This is a genomic window from Streptomyces sp. NBC_00878 (assembly GCF_026341515.1).
GTDB lineage: Bacteria > Actinomycetota > Actinomycetes > Streptomycetales > Streptomycetaceae > Streptomyces.
Genome location: NZ_JAPEOK010000001.1, coordinates 7812057 through 7827126, shown reverse-complemented (window position 1 = coordinate 7827126; position 15070 = coordinate 7812057). Strand labels below are relative to the sequence as shown.

General features: G+C 72.1%; 13 protein-coding genes. 4 read left to right on the top strand and 9 right to left on the bottom strand.

Annotated features, from left to right (window positions below):
- Positions 1-2: 2 nt before the first annotated feature.
- Both OHA11_RS33940 and OHA11_RS33935 read right to left on the bottom strand, forming a co-directional pair.
- On the bottom strand, positions 3-770 hold the full coding sequence (locus tag OHA11_RS33940) for an SDR family NAD(P)-dependent oxidoreductase (RefSeq protein ID WP_266502836.1): 768 nt from the start codon (positions 768-770) through the stop codon (positions 3-5).
- Positions 767-1750 (bottom strand): alpha/beta hydrolase fold domain-containing protein, encoded by a 984-nt coding sequence (locus OHA11_RS33935; protein ID WP_266502835.1) that lies wholly within the window; start codon positions 1748-1750, stop codon positions 767-769. Before OHA11_RS33935 ends, OHA11_RS33940 begins: the two co-directional genes overlap by 4 nt.
- Positions 1751-1836: 86 nt before the next feature.
- Between OHA11_RS33935 and OHA11_RS33930 the strand changes: the two genes are divergently transcribed.
- From OHA11_RS33930 to OHA11_RS33915, 4 genes are all read left to right on the top strand, one after another.
- Entirely contained in the window at positions 1837-2562 is a 726-nt protein-coding gene (locus OHA11_RS33930) for a TetR/AcrR family transcriptional regulator (protein WP_266502834.1), read from the top strand.
- A 178-nt stretch (positions 2563-2740) separates the two neighbouring features.
- Complete coding sequence (locus OHA11_RS33925) at positions 2741-4969, top strand: MMPL family transporter (protein ID WP_266502833.1); 2229 nt, start codon at positions 2741-2743, stop codon at positions 4967-4969.
- Positions 4970-5338: 369 nt separating this feature from the next.
- The gene (locus tag OHA11_RS33920) at positions 5339-6601 is read left to right on the top strand and encodes a sensor histidine kinase (protein WP_266502831.1); all 1263 of its coding nucleotides are present in this window, start codon (positions 5339-5341) and stop codon (positions 6599-6601) included.
- The gene (locus OHA11_RS33915) at positions 6598-7254 is read left to right on the top strand and encodes a response regulator transcription factor (protein ID WP_266502830.1); all 657 of its coding nucleotides are present in this window, start codon (positions 6598-6600) and stop codon (positions 7252-7254) included. The genes OHA11_RS33920 and OHA11_RS33915 overlap by 4 nt, the downstream gene beginning before the upstream one ends.
- Positions 7255-7290: 36 nt before the next feature.
- On the opposite strand, the gene OHA11_RS33910 is transcribed toward OHA11_RS33915, so the two are convergent.
- The 7 genes from OHA11_RS33910 to OHA11_RS33880 form a co-directional block, all read right to left on the bottom strand.
- A complete protein-coding gene (locus OHA11_RS33910; protein ID WP_266502829.1) occupies positions 7291-8490 on the bottom strand; it encodes an esterase-like activity of phytase family protein in 1200 nt (399 codons plus the stop codon).
- Positions 8487-9449 (bottom strand): ABC transporter permease, encoded by a 963-nt coding sequence (locus OHA11_RS33905; protein WP_266502827.1) that lies wholly within the window; start codon positions 9447-9449, stop codon positions 8487-8489. Before OHA11_RS33905 ends, OHA11_RS33910 begins: the two co-directional genes overlap by 4 nt.
- Positions 9449-10633 (bottom strand): ABC transporter permease, encoded by a 1185-nt coding sequence (locus OHA11_RS33900; protein ID WP_266502826.1) that lies wholly within the window; start codon positions 10631-10633, stop codon positions 9449-9451. The genes OHA11_RS33905 and OHA11_RS33900 overlap by 1 nt, the downstream gene beginning before the upstream one ends.
- Positions 10630-12246 (bottom strand): ABC transporter ATP-binding protein, encoded by a 1617-nt coding sequence (locus tag OHA11_RS33895; protein ID WP_266502825.1) that lies wholly within the window; start codon positions 12244-12246, stop codon positions 10630-10632. The genes OHA11_RS33900 and OHA11_RS33895 overlap by 4 nt, the downstream gene beginning before the upstream one ends.
- A 17-nt stretch (positions 12247-12263) precedes the next feature.
- On the bottom strand, positions 12264-13358 hold the full coding sequence (locus OHA11_RS33890) for a BMP family protein (protein ID WP_266502823.1): 1095 nt from the start codon (positions 13356-13358) through the stop codon (positions 12264-12266).
- 89 nt (positions 13359-13447) lie between these two features.
- A complete protein-coding gene (gene deoD, locus OHA11_RS33885) occupies positions 13448-14197 on the bottom strand; it encodes a purine-nucleoside phosphorylase (protein ID WP_266502822.1) in 750 nt (249 codons plus the stop codon).
- On the bottom strand, positions 14197-15024 hold the full coding sequence (locus OHA11_RS33880) for a glutamine amidotransferase (RefSeq protein ID WP_266502820.1): 828 nt from the start codon (positions 15022-15024) through the stop codon (positions 14197-14199). The genes deoD and OHA11_RS33880 overlap by 1 nt, the downstream gene beginning before the upstream one ends.
- Positions 15025-15070: the final 46 nt, after the last annotated feature.

Sequence of the window (15070 nt, the reverse complement as noted above, 5' to 3'; positions counted from 1 at the left end):
CGTCAGACGGCGGACCAGCCGTTGTCGACAGGCAGGATGACGCCGTTGATGTTGCTGGCGGCGTCGGAGGCGAGGAAGACGATGGCCGCCGCCTGCTCGTCGGCGCTCGCCGCACGGCCGAGATTGCCCCGGTAGCCCATGAGCACGGACGGACCGTGCGCTTCCCGGTCCGCCTGGACCTGGATGCCCGTCACCGTGCCGCCCGGGGCGATGGCGTTGGTCCGTACGCCCTTGTCCCGGTACATCACGGCGAGCGACTTGGTCAGACCGGCGACGCCGTGCTTCGAGACGGTGTACGCGGTACCGGCGGCGCTGCCGCGCAGGGACGCCTCGGACGCGGTGAACACGATCGCGCCCTTGCCGTTCGCGAGGAGGTGCGGCAGCGCGGCCCGGGTGAGCAGGAACGGCGCGGTGAGGTTGACGTGCAGGACGCGGTCCCACTCGTCGTCGGCGGTGTCCACCGCGGCGGACATCCTGTCCATCACCCCGGCGTTGTTGACCAGGACGTCGATGCCGCCGAAGGTGTCCACCGCGGTGGCGACGACCTGGTCGACGATCCGCTGCTCGCCGAGGTCCCCGACCACGGTGACCGCGGTGCCGCCCGCCTCGGCGATCGCCTCGGCGGTCTCCTTGGTGCCGTCGGCGTTGATGTCGGCGAGGACGACACGGGCGCCCTCCGCCGCGAAGCGCAGGGCCGCGGCCCTGCCGATGCCGGAGCCCGCACCCGTGACGACGACCGAGGTGCCCGACAGGCCTGTGCTCGTGCTCATGACTGGTTCTCCCTGGGGGTGTTCCCGGGCTCGGGGGTCGTGGCCCGGCGTATGTGGGCGGCGATCAGGGCGTACACGTCCCTGGCCGTTTCGGCGTCCTTCTGGTCGTAGCCGTGATCGGCTCCGGGGACGTCGTAGTGGTCGAGCAGCGCCCCGGCCCCGCGCAGCCGCTCGGCGTAACGGACGCCCTCCGCCCGCAGGAGGTCGTACTCGGCGGTGACGACGAAGGCCGGGGCGATGCCCGTGAGGTCGGCGGTGTCCGACGGATGGGCGGGCGAGACCAGGGGGTCGGTGCGCCGACGCGGATCCGGTACGTACGAGGAGTCGAAGACGTCCGCCATCCAGGGGCGCAGCATCGGCTTGGCGATGGCGGCGCGCTTGTCGCGGGCGTCGGTCACGAGGTCGAGGGGCGGGTAGTGGAGGACCTGGAGCGCGATGGAAGGTGCGCCGCCGCTCCTCTTCCCCTCCAGGGCCTGGCGGGCCACCGCCGCCGCGAGGCCGCCGCCGGCGCTCTGACCGCCCACGGTGAGCCGGCCGCCGTCCCAGCCGTGCTCCGCGCCGTGCCCGGCGACCCACCGGACGATCTCGTACGCCTGGACGGGCGGGGCGGGGAACGGATGCTGCGGAGCGACCACGTAGTCGACGTTGACCACGGCCACGCCCGCCTCCGCCGCGAGGAAACGGCACAGGGGGTCGTCGAGCTCGATGGTCGGCAGGACATAGCCGCCACCGTGGAAGTTGACGTGCACCGGTGGAGCCGTACCGGCCGCGTGCGTCGTACCGACCGCGCCGTCCGGCAGGTAGACCACGACGCGGGCCGGGCCGACCGAGGTCGGGACGGTCAGCTCGCGGGTGTTCCGCGGGTACTCCGGATAGCGGCTGAGCAGGGAGGACGCGATACGGCGGTCCGCCAGGGCGGTGACACGCTGCAACGCCCTGGCAGCCAGGGCGGCCGTCGCGGGCCGGGCGAGGAAGGACATGGACGGCTCCGTTCGGTGGGGCGACGCGGCCACTATCCATCACCTGACGGTTATCCGACAAGTGAGGGAAAGGATAGGCTCACCCTATGCCCGCGCGCCCCATGGACCCCCGCACCCGTCGTTCCCGCGCCGCTCTGGAGACCGCCCTGCGCGAGCTCATCGCCGAGCGTGACCTCAGCCAGATCTCGGTCTCCGACATCACCAAACGCGCGGGCGTGAACCGGTCCACGTTCTACGAGCACTACACCGACGTGCACGACCTGGCCGCCGCCGCGTGCACGACGATCTTCGACGCCCTGGTGGCGGCGAGCCCCGCTGCCGTCCCACCGGCCGGCCCCGACGGCGCCCCCCCGGACAACCCGCTGCCGGACCTCTTCGCCCATGTCGCCGAACACGCCGCCCTCTACCGGGCCCTGCTCGGCGACGACGGCAGCGCGCGGGTCATCAACCACCTGCTCCAACGCATGACGACGACCGCCCGCATACTCCGAGTCCCGACCCACGACACGGGTCCGGCCGAGGGAACCGTCCCCACGGACAGAGCCGTGCCGCCCGCCCCCCTCGCCGACGAACCGGTGGCCACCGGCACCCCGCACGATCCGGCCGCCGCGTTCGTGGCGGGCGCCGTGCTCGGCAGCGTCGTCGACTGGCTGCGCCACGACTGCCCCGGCACCCCCGAGGAGTTGGGCACCGCCCTGTGGCCCCTGCTCATCGGGGTCGCGGCGGTGGCCGGCTGGGAGACCGAGCCGCCGGGGTCCCTGGCCGCCGGCCAGGGCCCGCGACGCCGAGATGATCCAAACGACAGGGCCTAGCCATGCGCCGAGCTGCGAGCTCCTCGGGATGAGGGCGGAGTAGTACCCCGGTACTACTCCGCCCGCCGTTTTCGCATCTCGGGTGCCGTGGGCGGCCGGGAAACCCTTCCTAGCGTGGGACACGGGTCGAGCAGGCCCTCTTTCTCTCGTACCGATGCTTCTCCGCTGGGGGTATTCCGTGGCCACCTTTCTCTACCGGCTGGGCCGGTTCTCGTTCAGGCGACGACGGCTCGTCCTGATGCTGTGGATCGCGGTCCTGGCCGTCGTCGGCATCGGCGCCGGCAGTGTGTCCTCCAGTACGTCGGACGCCTTCGCCATCCCCGGGACCCAGTCCCAGAAGGCGCTGGACCTCCTGGAGAAGGAGTTCCCGCAGGCATCGGCCGACGGGGCCACCGCCCGCGTGGTGTTCGAGGCGCCCGACGGGCAGAAGCTGACGTCCGCGGCGCACAAGGCCGAGGTCGAGTCGCTGGTCGCCGACCTGAAGGCGGCGTCCCAGGTGGCGGGCGTCGCCGACCCCTACACGGGCGGCACGGTCAGCAAGGACGGCTCCGTCGCCTACGCCCAGGTGACCTACGAGGTCGCCCAGGCCGACGTCACCGACGCCGCCCGCGACGACCTGAAGCACGTCGCCGAGCAGGGCGAGCGGGCCGGTCTCGCGGTCAGCATGGGCGGGACGGCCGTCACCGAGGAGGCACACCAGAGCGCGACCGAGCTGATCGGCATCGTGATCGCCGCCCTGGTGATGGTCATCACCTTCGGCTCGCTGGTCGCGGCCGGGCTGCCGCTGCTCACCGCGCTCTTCGGTGTCGTCGCGGCGATCTGCGGGATCAGCGTCGCCGGCGCGTTCATCGATCTCAGCTCCAGTACCAGCACCCTGGCGCTGATGCTCGGCCTCGCCGTGGCCATCGACTACGCCCTGTTCATCGTCTCGCGCTACCGCGGCGAGCTGCGGGAGGGCCATGCGCCGGAGGAGGCCGCCGGGCGCGCTCTGGGCACCGCCGGATCGGCGGTGGTGTTCGCCGGGCTGACCGTGGTCATCGCACTGGCCGGGCTCAGCGTCATCGGCATCAAGGTCCTCTCCGACATCGGTCTCGGCGCCGCGTTCGCGGTCGTCGTCGCCGTGGTCATCGCCCTCACCCTGCTGCCCGCGATGCTCGGTTTCGCCGGTACGCGGATCACGACCGGGAAGCTCAAGACCCGCCGTATGCGGGCGATCGAGCGCGAAGAGCACGAGCCGATGGGCGTGCGCTGGTCGCGGTTCGTGCTGCGCAACCCGGTGAAGGTCCTCGGCGTCTCGGTGGCCGGCCTGCTCCTGCTCGCCGTCCCGGCCCTGTCGCTGCAACTCGGCATGCCCGGCGACGCGACGGCCACCCCCGGCAGCACCCAGCGCACCGCCTACGACACCATCACCGACGGCTTCGGGCCCGGCTACAACGGCCCGCTGACCGTGGTCGTCGACGCCCGCGCCAGCGCCGACCCCAAGGCCGCCGCCCAGGACGCGGTCACCCTGCTCGGCGACCTGCCCGACATCACCTCCGTCAGCCCCGCGACCTTCAACAAGACCGGTGACGTGGCCCTGATCCGTGCCGTCCCCGGCTCCTCCCCCACCAGCCAGGACACGGTCGACCTCGTCTCCGGGATCCGCGACCGGGGCGCCGCCGCTCTGCACGAGGACACCGGCGCCGAGCTCATGGTCACCGGCACCACCGCCCTCAACATCGATGTCTCCGGCAAGCTCAACGACGCCCTGCTGCCGTATCTCTGTGTGGTCGTCGGTCTCGCGCTGGTCCTGCTGATGCTGGTGTTCCGCTCGATCCTCGTCCCGCTCAAGGCCGCCGCCGGCTTCCTGCTCAGCGTCCTCGCCACGCTCGGCGTCGTCGTCGCCGTCTTCCAGTGGGGCTGGCTCGCGGACGTCTTCGGCATCGACCAGACCGGGCCGATCGTGAGCGTGCTGCCGATCTTCATGGTCGGCGTGGTGTTCGGCCTCGCCATGGACTACCAGGTCTTCCTCGTCACCCGGATGCGGGAGGAGTACGTCCACGGGGCCGAGCCGCGGGAAGCGGTGATCGCCGGTTTCCGGCACGGGGCGCGCGTCGTCACGGCCGCCGCGGTCATCATGATCTCCGTGTTCGCCGGGTTCCTCCTCAGCGACACCGTGCTGGTCAAGTCGATCGGCCTGGGGCTCGCCGCCGCCGTGCTCTTCGACGCCTTCGTCGTCCGGATGACCATCGTCCCCGCGGTCATGGCCCTGCTCGGCCGCCGCGCGTGGGCGCTGCCGCGCCGACTGGACCGGCTGCTGCCCAACGTGGACGTCGAGGGCGAGAAGCTCCGGCACCTGCTGGAGAAGGACACCGAGGAGACCGAGGGCGAGGAGGTCCCCGAGCCCGTTCCGACCGGCAAGGGCTGAGCAGTCCGCATCGGCGAGGGCCGAGCCGTCCCGACCGGCCAACCGGCACGGGCTGAGCTGTCCCACCGGCGACGGCTCGGCCGCTCCCTCCGGCGAGGGCCCGGCAGTCGGCCGTACGATCCCCAGCAGGGCGTACGACCCACGCCGGCCCTGCCCACCTGGCCCCGCCCGCCGGTCCCGTTCCCCCCGGGACCGGCGGGCGGCCCCCGTACCGAGAGGCCGCAGGACGTGACCGCACCGACCGCTGAACCCGCCGCGACGGCTTCTGGGCCATCGGTTCCCGGGGCGTCGGCCCCCGGCTCGTCGGCTCCTTCCGTCACGCCCGAGACCCTGCTGGGCGGGACGAGCCGGAGTTCGGACGTCGCGGTCATGCAGTGGCTCATCCGGACGAGGCAGGCGGATCTGGCGCACCCCGCTTTCCGGCGGTGGACGGTGCCGCTCATCTGCGCCGCTCTCGGCATCCCGGCCGTGCGGGACGCGGCGGACGGCGTCGGCCCCGCCGTACCGGCGGTGCTGGCGCTGATCGTCGCCTTCTGTGTCCCGCTGCTGTGGCGGGAGCAACGGCCCGTACTGATCTTCGCCCTCACCTCCGTCGTCTCCGCGGTGTCCCTCACCCTGGACGCCGATACGGGCTCGGAGGCCGCACGGATCGTGGCCCTGCTCAATGTGGGCCGCAGCGTCAGGCCCGCCCAACTGGCGGTCTGTCTGGCGATCGCCATCGGGCAGACGACCGTGGCGGTCGTCGTCCGCGCCGCCGAGCAGCCGAGCGAGCAGGTCCTGCAGGCCCCGGTGCTGGCGATCGTGCAGTCGGCGCTGGTCGCGGCGGTCGCCGCGGCGGGCCTGGTCGGCCGGGTCGTGAACGCGTACATCAGGGCCCTGCACGAGCGCGCCGTCCGTCTGGAGGTGGAGCGCGACCAGCGGGCCCGCCTCGCCGCCGCCGCCGAACGCGCCCGGGTCGCCCGGGAGATGCACGACATCCTCGGCCACACCCTCGCCGTGATCGTCGGTCTCGCGGGCGGCGCCGCCGGGCTCACCGAGACGAAACCGAAGCGGGGCGCCGAGACCCTGCGCATCATCGCCGACAGCGGACGCGGCGCCCTGGCCGAACTGCGCCGCCTCCTCGCCGTGATCGGCGAAGAACGCGACACCGCGGAGGGCAGCCCGCTCGCCCCGCAGCCGGGCCTCGCCGACCTCGGCCCCCTCCTGGAACGGGTCCGCGGCGCCGGCCCCACCGTCACCCTGCACACCGAAGGCGCCCTCACCGATCTCGCCCCCGGCCTCCAACTCGCCGTCTACCGCGTCGTCCAGGAGTCCCTGACCAACACCCTCAAGCACGCGGCGGCCACGACAGGGGTACACGTATCCCTCACGACCGACGACACGGCCGTACACGCCACCGTCGAGGACACCGGCCCGCCGCGCACTCCGCATCCCACCGGCCCGCCCGACGACGGCCGCGGCCTGGTCGGCATGCGCGAGCGGGCCGCGCTGTACGGGGGAAGCGTCACCGCGGGCCCGAACGACCGAGGCGGCTGGACGGTCGAAGCCCACTTCCTGACCACAACCACCGCACCCAGCGCACCTACCGCACCCACGGCACCCACGGCACCCACGGAGAAGCGTCCCGCATGACGACTGTCCTGATCGTCGACGACCAGGCCCTGCAACGCCTCGGCTTCAGCATGCTCATGGAGCAGCACCCCGACCTGAGCGTGGTCGGCGAGGCCACCCACGGCGCCGAAGCGGTCCGCATGACCGCCGAACTGCGCCCCGACGTCGTCCTGATGGACGTCCGCATGCCCGGCATGGACGGCATCGAGGCCACCCGCCGCATCGTCGAGTCCGGCGGCCGGTCCAGAGTCCTGGTCCTCACGACCTTCGACCTGGACGAGTACGCGTACGCGGCCCTGCGCGCGGGAGCCAGCGGCTTCCTGCTGAAGGACGCCCTGCCCGACGAACTGACGGCGGGCATCCGGGCGGTGGCCTCCGGCGACGCGGTGATCGCCCCCGGCCTCACCCGCAAACTCATCGACGCCTTCTCCTCCCACCTCCCTGGCCAGACCCCCGCCCAGCAACGCCAACTCGCCGCCCTCACCGCCCGCGAACGCGAAGTCCTCACGGCCATGGCCACCGGCTGGTCCAACGCCGAGATCGCCGACCGTCTGTCCCTGGCCGAGTCCACGGTCAAGTCGCACGTCAGCCGCATCCTCGCCAAGATCGGGGCGCGGGACCGGGTACAGGCGGTGATCTTCGCGTACGACATGGGGCTGGTACGGCCTGCGTGAACTCGCCGTCTCCGCCCCCCTGCACCCGTCGCGCCCTCAGATGCCCTGAGCCGCGAAAGCGATGAACTGGGTCACCTCGCGGGCGGCGAAGTTGTCGTCGGAGACCAGGACGACGGTGCGGCGGCCGTCGGGGAGGCGGGGGCCGAGGGTGATGCCCTCGATGTTGTCGATCCGGGTCAGTCCGGGGACGTCGGACAGGTCGGTCACGAGCGTCTTGCGGACCGGCTTGACGGGCCGTGCCGCCGACGCTCCGGTGAGAGACGTGAGGGAGTCGCGGCCCAGCACGTCGGTGGCGCCCCGGAGATCGACCAGGTAGATGCGGGCCTTCCAGTTGTTGTCGCTGAAGATCGAGGCGCGCTCCAGGACCAGGAAGCGGTCGTTGCCGAGGGCGACGAGGTCGCTGACGCCGTTGGTGTCCGTGCTGCCCGCCGGGGGCGTGGCGAACAGCGGCTGGAGGGGGTAGGCGTACTGGGCCAGCGGCCGTCCGGTGCGGGAGTCGTGGACGGTGATGCGGGTGAGGGCGCCGTGCTCGGGGGTGGGGACGTCGCCGTCCTGGTAGAGGGGGTCCTCCATGGCGGTGACGATCCGCCGTCCGTCCAGGGTGAAGGTGAGTCCTTCGAGGGTCTGGTTCTTGCGGGGCCCGAACTCCTGGGAGTTCATGCGCAGTTGAGGGGGCAGCGGGAGCTGTCCGGTGTAGGCGCCGGTCGTGGTGGCGCGGCGGATCCAGGGGTCGCCGAGCAGGGCCGGTCCGTCGGCCGGCACGATGCGCTCGCCCTCACTCGTCCAGACGAGGCCGCCGCCCCGCGGGTCGACGGCGATGCCCTCCGGGTCGGGCGCGACAGTAGAGGTGGCGGTCGAGGTGGGCGGGAAGGCGGTGCCGTCCGGGCGGAGCAACGGGTGGGTGCCGGTGAGCGTGACGCCCTTGAGGGCGCCGCCGCGGGCGAAGTCGACGCGGGCGGTGTAGAAGCGGGCCGGGCCGGTCGCCGACCGGTCGTCGCTGATCACGTAGTAGGTGCCGGTCTTCGCGTCGTAGCTGATGGCCGACAGGCCGCCGACGGTGGTGCCCTGGAAGGCCAGGGCGTTGGGCAGTTCCCGCTCCCCGAGGAAGTCCAGCCGTACGCCCCTGTCCAGGGCGCCTCTGTCGTCGGCGGCGGCCGGGGTGCCGGCCAGGGCGGGGAGCGCGGCAAGGACGACTGCGGCGGCGGTGATCCGGGCGCGGGCGGCGCGGATGCTCATGGAGACTCCAGGGTGTGCAGGCCGGGGAGGGAGGCGGGAACGGCAGCGGCGTGTGAGGCGCGGCGGCGGCGCCAGGCGAAGAACGCCAGGGCCAGCAGGGTGCAGACGTACGGGATCGCGGAGACCAGTTGGGAGGGGATGTCGAGGTTGCCGAGCTGGACGGCGAGGGCCTCGGCGGTGCCGAAGCCGAGGGCGGCGAGGAACACGCCCCATGGGCGCAGGGCGCCGAGGAAGACGGCGGCCAGGGCGATGTAACCGCGTCCCGCGGTCATGCCGGTGACGAAGAAGGAAACAGCGCCCATGCTCAGGAAGACTCCGGCCGCCCCGGCCAGCGCGCCGCTGAGTGCGAGGGCGCGGAACTGGACGCGGTGGACGTGGATGCCGACCGAGCGGGCCGCCTCGGGGTGCTCCCCCACCGCCCGCAGATGGAAACCGAACCGGGCCCGGTACAGCAGCCAGGCGATCACCGGGGTGGCCGCGAGGGCGGCCCAGGTCAGCACGTTCTGTCCGCTGAGCACCGCGCCCAGGCCCGGCACGTCCTCGACGAACGGCAGGCGGACCGAGGGCAGCGCGCCGCTGTGCATCCGGCTGGTGCCGCCCTTGTCGCCGAGAAGCGCGTACACGGTGTACGCGGTCGCGCCCGCCGCGAGGAGGTTGAGGCCGATGCCCGCGATGATGGCGTCCGCCCCGAGGTACAGGTGCAGCACGCCGAGCAGCAGCGCGAGCAGGGCGCCGGCGCCGATCCCGCAGACGGCGCCGGCCCATACCGAGCCGCTGTATCCGGCGACCAGCGCGCCCGTGCAGGCGGCGCTCAGCATCGAGCCCTCCAGGGCGATGTTGGGCACCCCGGCCCGCTCGGCCAGCAGCCCGCCGAGGGCGGCGAGGACGTACGGCGTGGACACCCCGAGGATCGCCGCGAGGAATCCGGTGCTGAGCACGACGTCGAGGACGGGGCCCATCAGCGGGCCTCCCTTCGGGCGAGAGTGCGTGCCAGGCGTCGCCGGGCAGGCGGGACTTTGCGGACACGACCCAGGTACCGCTTGACGAGTTCGGGCAGCGCCCGGGCGGTCACGAGCAGCACGATGACCGCCTGGATGATGGTCACGGCCTCGGAGCCGACGTCGGTCTGCTGCTCCATCACGTCGCCGCCGACCCGCAGATACGAGTAGAGGAGCGCGGCGGCGACCACCCCGACCGGGTTGTTGCGGCCCAGCAGGGCGACGACGATGCCCTCGAAGGCCAGGCCGCCCGCCATGTCGGGCTGGAGTCCGCCGTAGATCCCCAGCACGAGGTGGGCCCCGGCCAGACCGGCCAGCGCGCCGCCGATGACGAAGCTCCACTCGATGGTGCGGGGTACGTCGAGGCCGCCGTACCGGGCGAAGTCCGGGTTGGAGCCGGTGATCCGGATGCGGTAGCCGAGCGGTGTCCTGGTGAGCAGGAACCACACGGCCGCCGCCACCACGAGCATGCCGAAGAGTCCGATGTTCGCCCGGTCCAGCGGGACGCCGAAGAAGTCGGAGAGGCGGGGCAGCGCCGAGTCGGGGCGCACCGGGGCGGACTGTACGGCGGTGCTGCCCGGAGCCTTGAGATGGTCGGTGAGGAGATAGTCGAAGACCCGTACGACGACGGCGTTCAGCATCAGCGTGGCGACGATCTCGTTGGCGCCGAGGCGGGCCTTCATCACCCCCGGTACCGCGCCCAGCGCGCCCCCGGCGAGGGCGGCGGCGCCGAGCGGGACCAGTACGGCGGCGAAGGGCGGCAGGTGGAGGTTGATCGCCACCAGGGCGCTCGCGAGGGCGCCGACGTACACCTGGCCCTCAGCGCCGAGGCTGATCTGCCTCGCCCGGAAGGGGATCGCGACGGACAGGCCGAGCAGCGCCAGCGTGGTGGCGTCGGCGAGCCAGCGGCCGATCCGGGGCGTGCGCTCCAGCGGGCCGGTGAGCAGGGCGTTCAGCGCGCCGCCCGCGTCCTTGCCGGTGGCCAGGACCACCAGGAAGGCGATGAGGACGGCGACGGCGACGGTCAGTACCGTCATCGTCAACTCGACGGCCACCGTACGGCGTCGGGTGGCCAGGAACTCCCGGCGGTCCCGCGTCTCGGGCAACTCCTGCTGTTCCGCGGCCGGTTCCAGGGTCGAGGTCATCGGACACCTGCCGTGATCCGCTCGTCCGGATGCCGTTCGACACCGAGCATGTACAAACCGGTGGCCTCCTCGGTGAGTTCGGCCGGGTCGTCGAAGCGGGCGACGAGACGGCCGTCCTTGATCACCAGCAACCGGTCGGAGAGCGCGAGCAGTTCACCGAGGTCGGCGGAGACCAGCAGCACCGCCGCGCCCGCGTCCCGGGCCTCGACGAGCCGCTCGTACATGAAGTGCATGGCGCCGATGTCGACGCCCCGGGTCAGCTGCGCGGCGAGCAACAGGCGTGGCCGGGCGGACAGTTCGCGGGCGACGACGACCTTCTGGAGGTTGCCGCCGGACAGGGCCCCGGCCGCCATGTCGGGGTGCGGGGCTCGGATCGCGTACCGGCTGATGAGGTCCTCGGCGAGTTCTCGTACGTGCCGGGTGCGCAGAATGCCGTGGCGGGCGACGGGGGGCCGGTCGTGGCGGTCGACGATCAGGTTGTCGGCGAGGGAGCGGTCCAGGGCCGCCCCGTTGGTCAGCCGGTCCTCGGGTACGTGGGCGATGCCGGCCCTGCGGTGGCCCGCCGCGTCGAGGCGGGTGACGTCGGCGTCGTCCACGGTGACGGTTCCGGCGGTGGGGCGGCGCAGTCCGGCGAGGAGTTCGACGAGTTCGGTCTGGCCGTTGCCCTCGACTCCCGCGAGGCCGACGATCTCACCGGCCGCGATGTCGAGCGAGACGCCGTGCACGGCCGGGCCCGAGAGCCCGCGAACCCGTAGGACGTTCGCCCCGGGGCGCGCCGGGGGCTTCGGCACGTCGAGGGACATCTCCCGGCCGACCATCATGGACGCCAGGTGCGCGGGCGTCGCCTCCTCGGTGCGTACGGTGCCGATCACCGAGCCGGCGCGCATGACCGTGACCTGGTCGCTGATCTCCCGTACTTCCTTGAGCTTGTGCGAGATGAACAGCACGGTCATGCCCGAGTCGCGGAGTCCGCGGACCGCCGTGAAGAGGTCGGTGGTCTCCTGGGGGGTGAGTACGGCGGTGGGCTCGTCGAGGATCAGGATGCGGGCGCCGCGGTGCAGGACCTTGAGGATCTCGGCCCGCTGGCGCATCCCCACGGACACCGCGTCGACCCTGGCCTCCGGGTCGACGGCGAGGCCCGCCGCCGCGGCCAGCGCGGCGGTACGTTCGACCGCGGCCGTCCGGTCGACGCGGCCCGCCCAGCCGTTGAACCGGCCCGTCCGGCTTGCCCGGCCCGCCCGACCCGTCCGGCTCGGCTCGACGCCGAGGACGACGTTCTCGGCGATGGTGAACGACGGGACCAGCATGAGGTTCTGGTGGACCATGCCGACGCCCAGGGCGATGGCGTCCTGCGGCCCGGAGAGCCTGACCCGCTCGCCGTGGACGCGGATGTGCCCGGCCGACGGCTGCTCAAGGCCGTACAGCAGCTTCATCAGGGTGGACTTGCCGGCGCCGTTCTGGCCGACGATCGCCCTGATCTCGCCGCCGGGCACCGACAGGTCGACGTCGCTGACGGCGCGGGTGCCGTTGGGATAGGTCTTGCCGAGGCCCACGGCCTCCAGTGCGAGCGGGGCCGTGTCGATGGTCTCGTGGGTTTCCTCAGTGGTTTCCACCAGTGTTCCTCGTCAGGTCAGAAGGCCGAAGGGACCTTGACGGCACCGGACTTGACCTTCGCGACCTGCTCCTTGAGTTCGGCGCGCACGGCGGCGGGGACGAGCTTGGCGAAGTTGGCGTTGTCCACGTAGCCGACGCCGTCCTCGGCCAGGCCCACGGCGGCGGCCTTGCCGTAGGCGAGCGTGCCGGACTTGTTCGCCTCGGCCGCCAGGTAGAGGGCGTTGCCCGCGTTCTTGAGGATCGAGGTGACGACGGTCTGCCGCTGGCCGGGATCGGTCAGCGTCTTGTACTGGTCGGAGTCGACCCCGAAGGCGTACCGCTTGGCGGCGACGGCCGACTCGAAGGCGCCGAGGCCGGAGGATCCGGCGACGGGCCACACCAGTTCGGCTCCCTGGCCGTACATCGCCGAGGCGATCTGCTTGCCCTTGGCCGGGTCGCCGAACGGGTTGTCGCCGCCGACGTACTGCACGAGGACACCGGAGGACGGTTTACCGCCCGCCGCCTCGAAGCCTGCCTTGAAGCCGATGACGAAGTCCTCGATGACCGGTATCTTCACTCCGCCGATCACGCCCACCTTCCCCTTGCCGGTGCTGCCCGGAAGGGCCTTGGCGGCGACGAGTTTGTCGGCGAGGAATCCCGCCAGATAGGCGGCCTCGTTCTGCTTGAAGGTGACGGAGTAAACATTCTCGCACTTGTTGGAACAGCCGGTCTTTCCCGTGTAGTCGACGGATCCGTCGAAAAGCCAGAACTTCTTGTCCGGGTACTCCGGGGCGATGGTGGAGATGAGGCCGACGGCGTCGACAGTGCCGGCGGCGAGCACGTCGTAGTCGTCACCGGCGGCGGCGTCCTCGAAGCCGGACGCCCACTTGGTGCGGTCGCCGCCCAGCTCGACGACCTTCAGGCTGTAGCCGAGGTCCTTCTCGGTCCTCTCCAGGCCCGCGTACGCCGAGTCGAAGAAGGACCGGTCGCCGAGGTTTCCGTTGATGACGAACTTGATTCTCAGCTTCCCGGATTTCCCGGACTGATCGGAGTCCGAGGCGGTCGAGGCACCGCATCCGGCGAGTGCGAGGGAGAACGCCGCGACGGCCCCCAGAATTCTGATCTTGTTCATCGTCTGGATTCTCTTTCTCTGACGGGGCCGTTCTCTGGTGTTGGCCGAAAGCTATGCAATGCAAAACGTTTTGGCTATGGGGTCGTGTGTTAGTAAATTGTTTCCGCGAGCAGCGCGGTGGCGGCGATGGTGGCGGCCCGGTCGAAGTCCGTCTCGCGCTCGGCCGCGGTGAGCGCCTCCGCGCGGCGCACGTGATCGCTGACGGTCAGGACGGCGAGCGCGTGACCGCCCTCGGCGGCGGCGGTCGCGTACAGGCCCGCGGCCTCCATCTCCACGGCCAGGGTGCCGTGCGCCTCCAGCCGCTCGAACAGTGCGGGACGCTCCAGGTAGAAGTGGTCGCTGGTGAACACGGGCCCTACGTGTACGCGCGGTCCGGCGCCGCCCCCTCCGGTCACGTCCCCGGTCCCGGTCCCGGCGGCCTGTGCGGCGGCCGTGGCCAGGCCGAAGGCGGCGGCGTGGCTCAGCTGCACCCCGTCGATACGGCGGCCGCTCATCGCGGAGTCGGTGTGGGCGGCGGTGGCCACGACGACGTCGCGCAGACCCACCGAGGCGGGTATGCCGCCCGCGGTTCCCACCCGCACGATGCTGCGCACGCCGTAGAAGCGGAAGAGCTCGGTGGCGTAGATCGTGACCGACGGCATCCCCATGCCGGAGGCCAGGACGGACAGGGGCACGCCTCGGTACGTTCCGGTGTATCCCTCGATGCCGCGCACGTCGGTGACCAGCCGGGCGTCCTCGAGAACCGTTTCGGCGATCCGGCGCGCACGGCGCGGGTCGCCCGGCATCAGCACGCCCTGGGCGAAGTCACCGGGGGCGGCGGAGATGTGCGGGGTGCCCATCAGACGTCCTCCCCCACCGGGGCCTGGGCGGGCTCCCCCACCGGGGCCTGGGCCAGTTCCCCCACCGGGGTCCGGGCCAGCCAGCGGACCAGCCGGTCCCACAGCTCGGGATAGCCCTTCCAGTCCAGAAACGCGGGCGGGGCCCAGTGCGGCGCCAGATCGGACGTGAAGGCCGCCGACCTTCCCGCGCCGTAACCGCCGACCGCCAGCAGCGGATGGCCCGCGCACTCGACGAGCAGCTCCGCCCCGTCCCGTACCGCCACTTCGTTGAGCCCGAGCAGATCCGGCCAGGTCCCGTGCAGCCCGTCGACCACCTCGTGCCGGGCGACGACCCGTGGCGCGGCCCCGGCGGGCAGTTCCACGCGGTCGTCCCGGTCGTGCAGAGCGACCGGCAGCGCGCTCGCCAGCGGGGTGCGCCCCCAACGGGCCTTGGCGTCGATGCCGGTGAAGGTCAGGTAGCCGCCCACCATCAGCAGGCCCCCGCCACGCTCGACGTAGGCCCGCAACACTTCCGTCCGGTCCGGTACGGGGACCGAGCGGACGAAGGTCTCCGGCGTGAGCTGGAAGCTGTTGGCGCCGACGTCACTGATCACGACGACGTCGTAGGACTCCAGGCCCTCGACCGTGGCGGGCAGCCTGCTCGCTATCTCGTGCGCCGGTACGTACGTCACCGTGTGGCCGCGGTCGCGCAGCGCGCCGAGGAAGACCTGGGCGCCCTCGACGTACTCGGAGGTGAAGAAGGAGTCGAACCCCTTCTGGTGGACGGAGTGGGTGAACCAGGACTCACCCACGACGAGGACATGGGGCATCGCGGCACGGCCTTTCAAGTGGTGTGTGTGGTGGGGGTGCGGTGGCGGAGCGTCGGCGCCCCAG

What these genes read in the sequence shown, in the direction of transcription:
- OHA11_RS33940 (WP_266502836.1), bottom strand. Translation starts at nt 770, where the DNA reads ATGAGCACGAGCACAGGCCTGTCGGGCACCTCGGTCGTCGTCACGGGT.
- OHA11_RS33935 (WP_266502835.1), bottom strand. Translation starts at nt 1,750, where the DNA reads ATGTCCTTCCTCGCCCGGCCCGCGACGGCCGCCCTGGCTGCCAGGGCG.
- OHA11_RS33930 (WP_266502834.1), top strand. Translation starts at nt 1,837, where the DNA reads ATGCCCGCGCGCCCCATGGACCCCCGCACCCGTCGTTCCCGCGCCGCT.
- OHA11_RS33920 (WP_266502831.1), top strand. Translation starts at nt 5,339, where the DNA reads ATGCAGTGGCTCATCCGGACGAGGCAGGCGGATCTGGCGCACCCCGCT.
- OHA11_RS33915 (WP_266502830.1), top strand. Translation starts at nt 6,598, where the DNA reads ATGACGACTGTCCTGATCGTCGACGACCAGGCCCTGCAACGCCTCGGC.
- OHA11_RS33910 (WP_266502829.1), bottom strand. Translation starts at nt 8,490, where the DNA reads ATGAGCATCCGCGCCGCCCGCGCCCGGATCACCGCCGCCGCAGTCGTC.
- OHA11_RS33905 (WP_266502827.1), bottom strand. Translation starts at nt 9,449, where the DNA reads ATGGGCCCCGTCCTCGACGTCGTGCTCAGCACCGGATTCCTCGCGGCG.
- OHA11_RS33900 (WP_266502826.1), bottom strand. Translation starts at nt 10,633, where the DNA reads ATGACCTCGACCCTGGAACCGGCCGCGGAACAGCAGGAGTTGCCCGAG.
- OHA11_RS33890 (WP_266502823.1), bottom strand. Translation starts at nt 13,358, where the DNA reads ATGAACAAGATCAGAATTCTGGGGGCCGTCGCGGCGTTCTCCCTCGCA.
- deoD (WP_266502822.1), bottom strand. Translation starts at nt 14,197, where the DNA reads ATGGGCACCCCGCACATCTCCGCCGCCCCCGGTGACTTCGCCCAGGGC.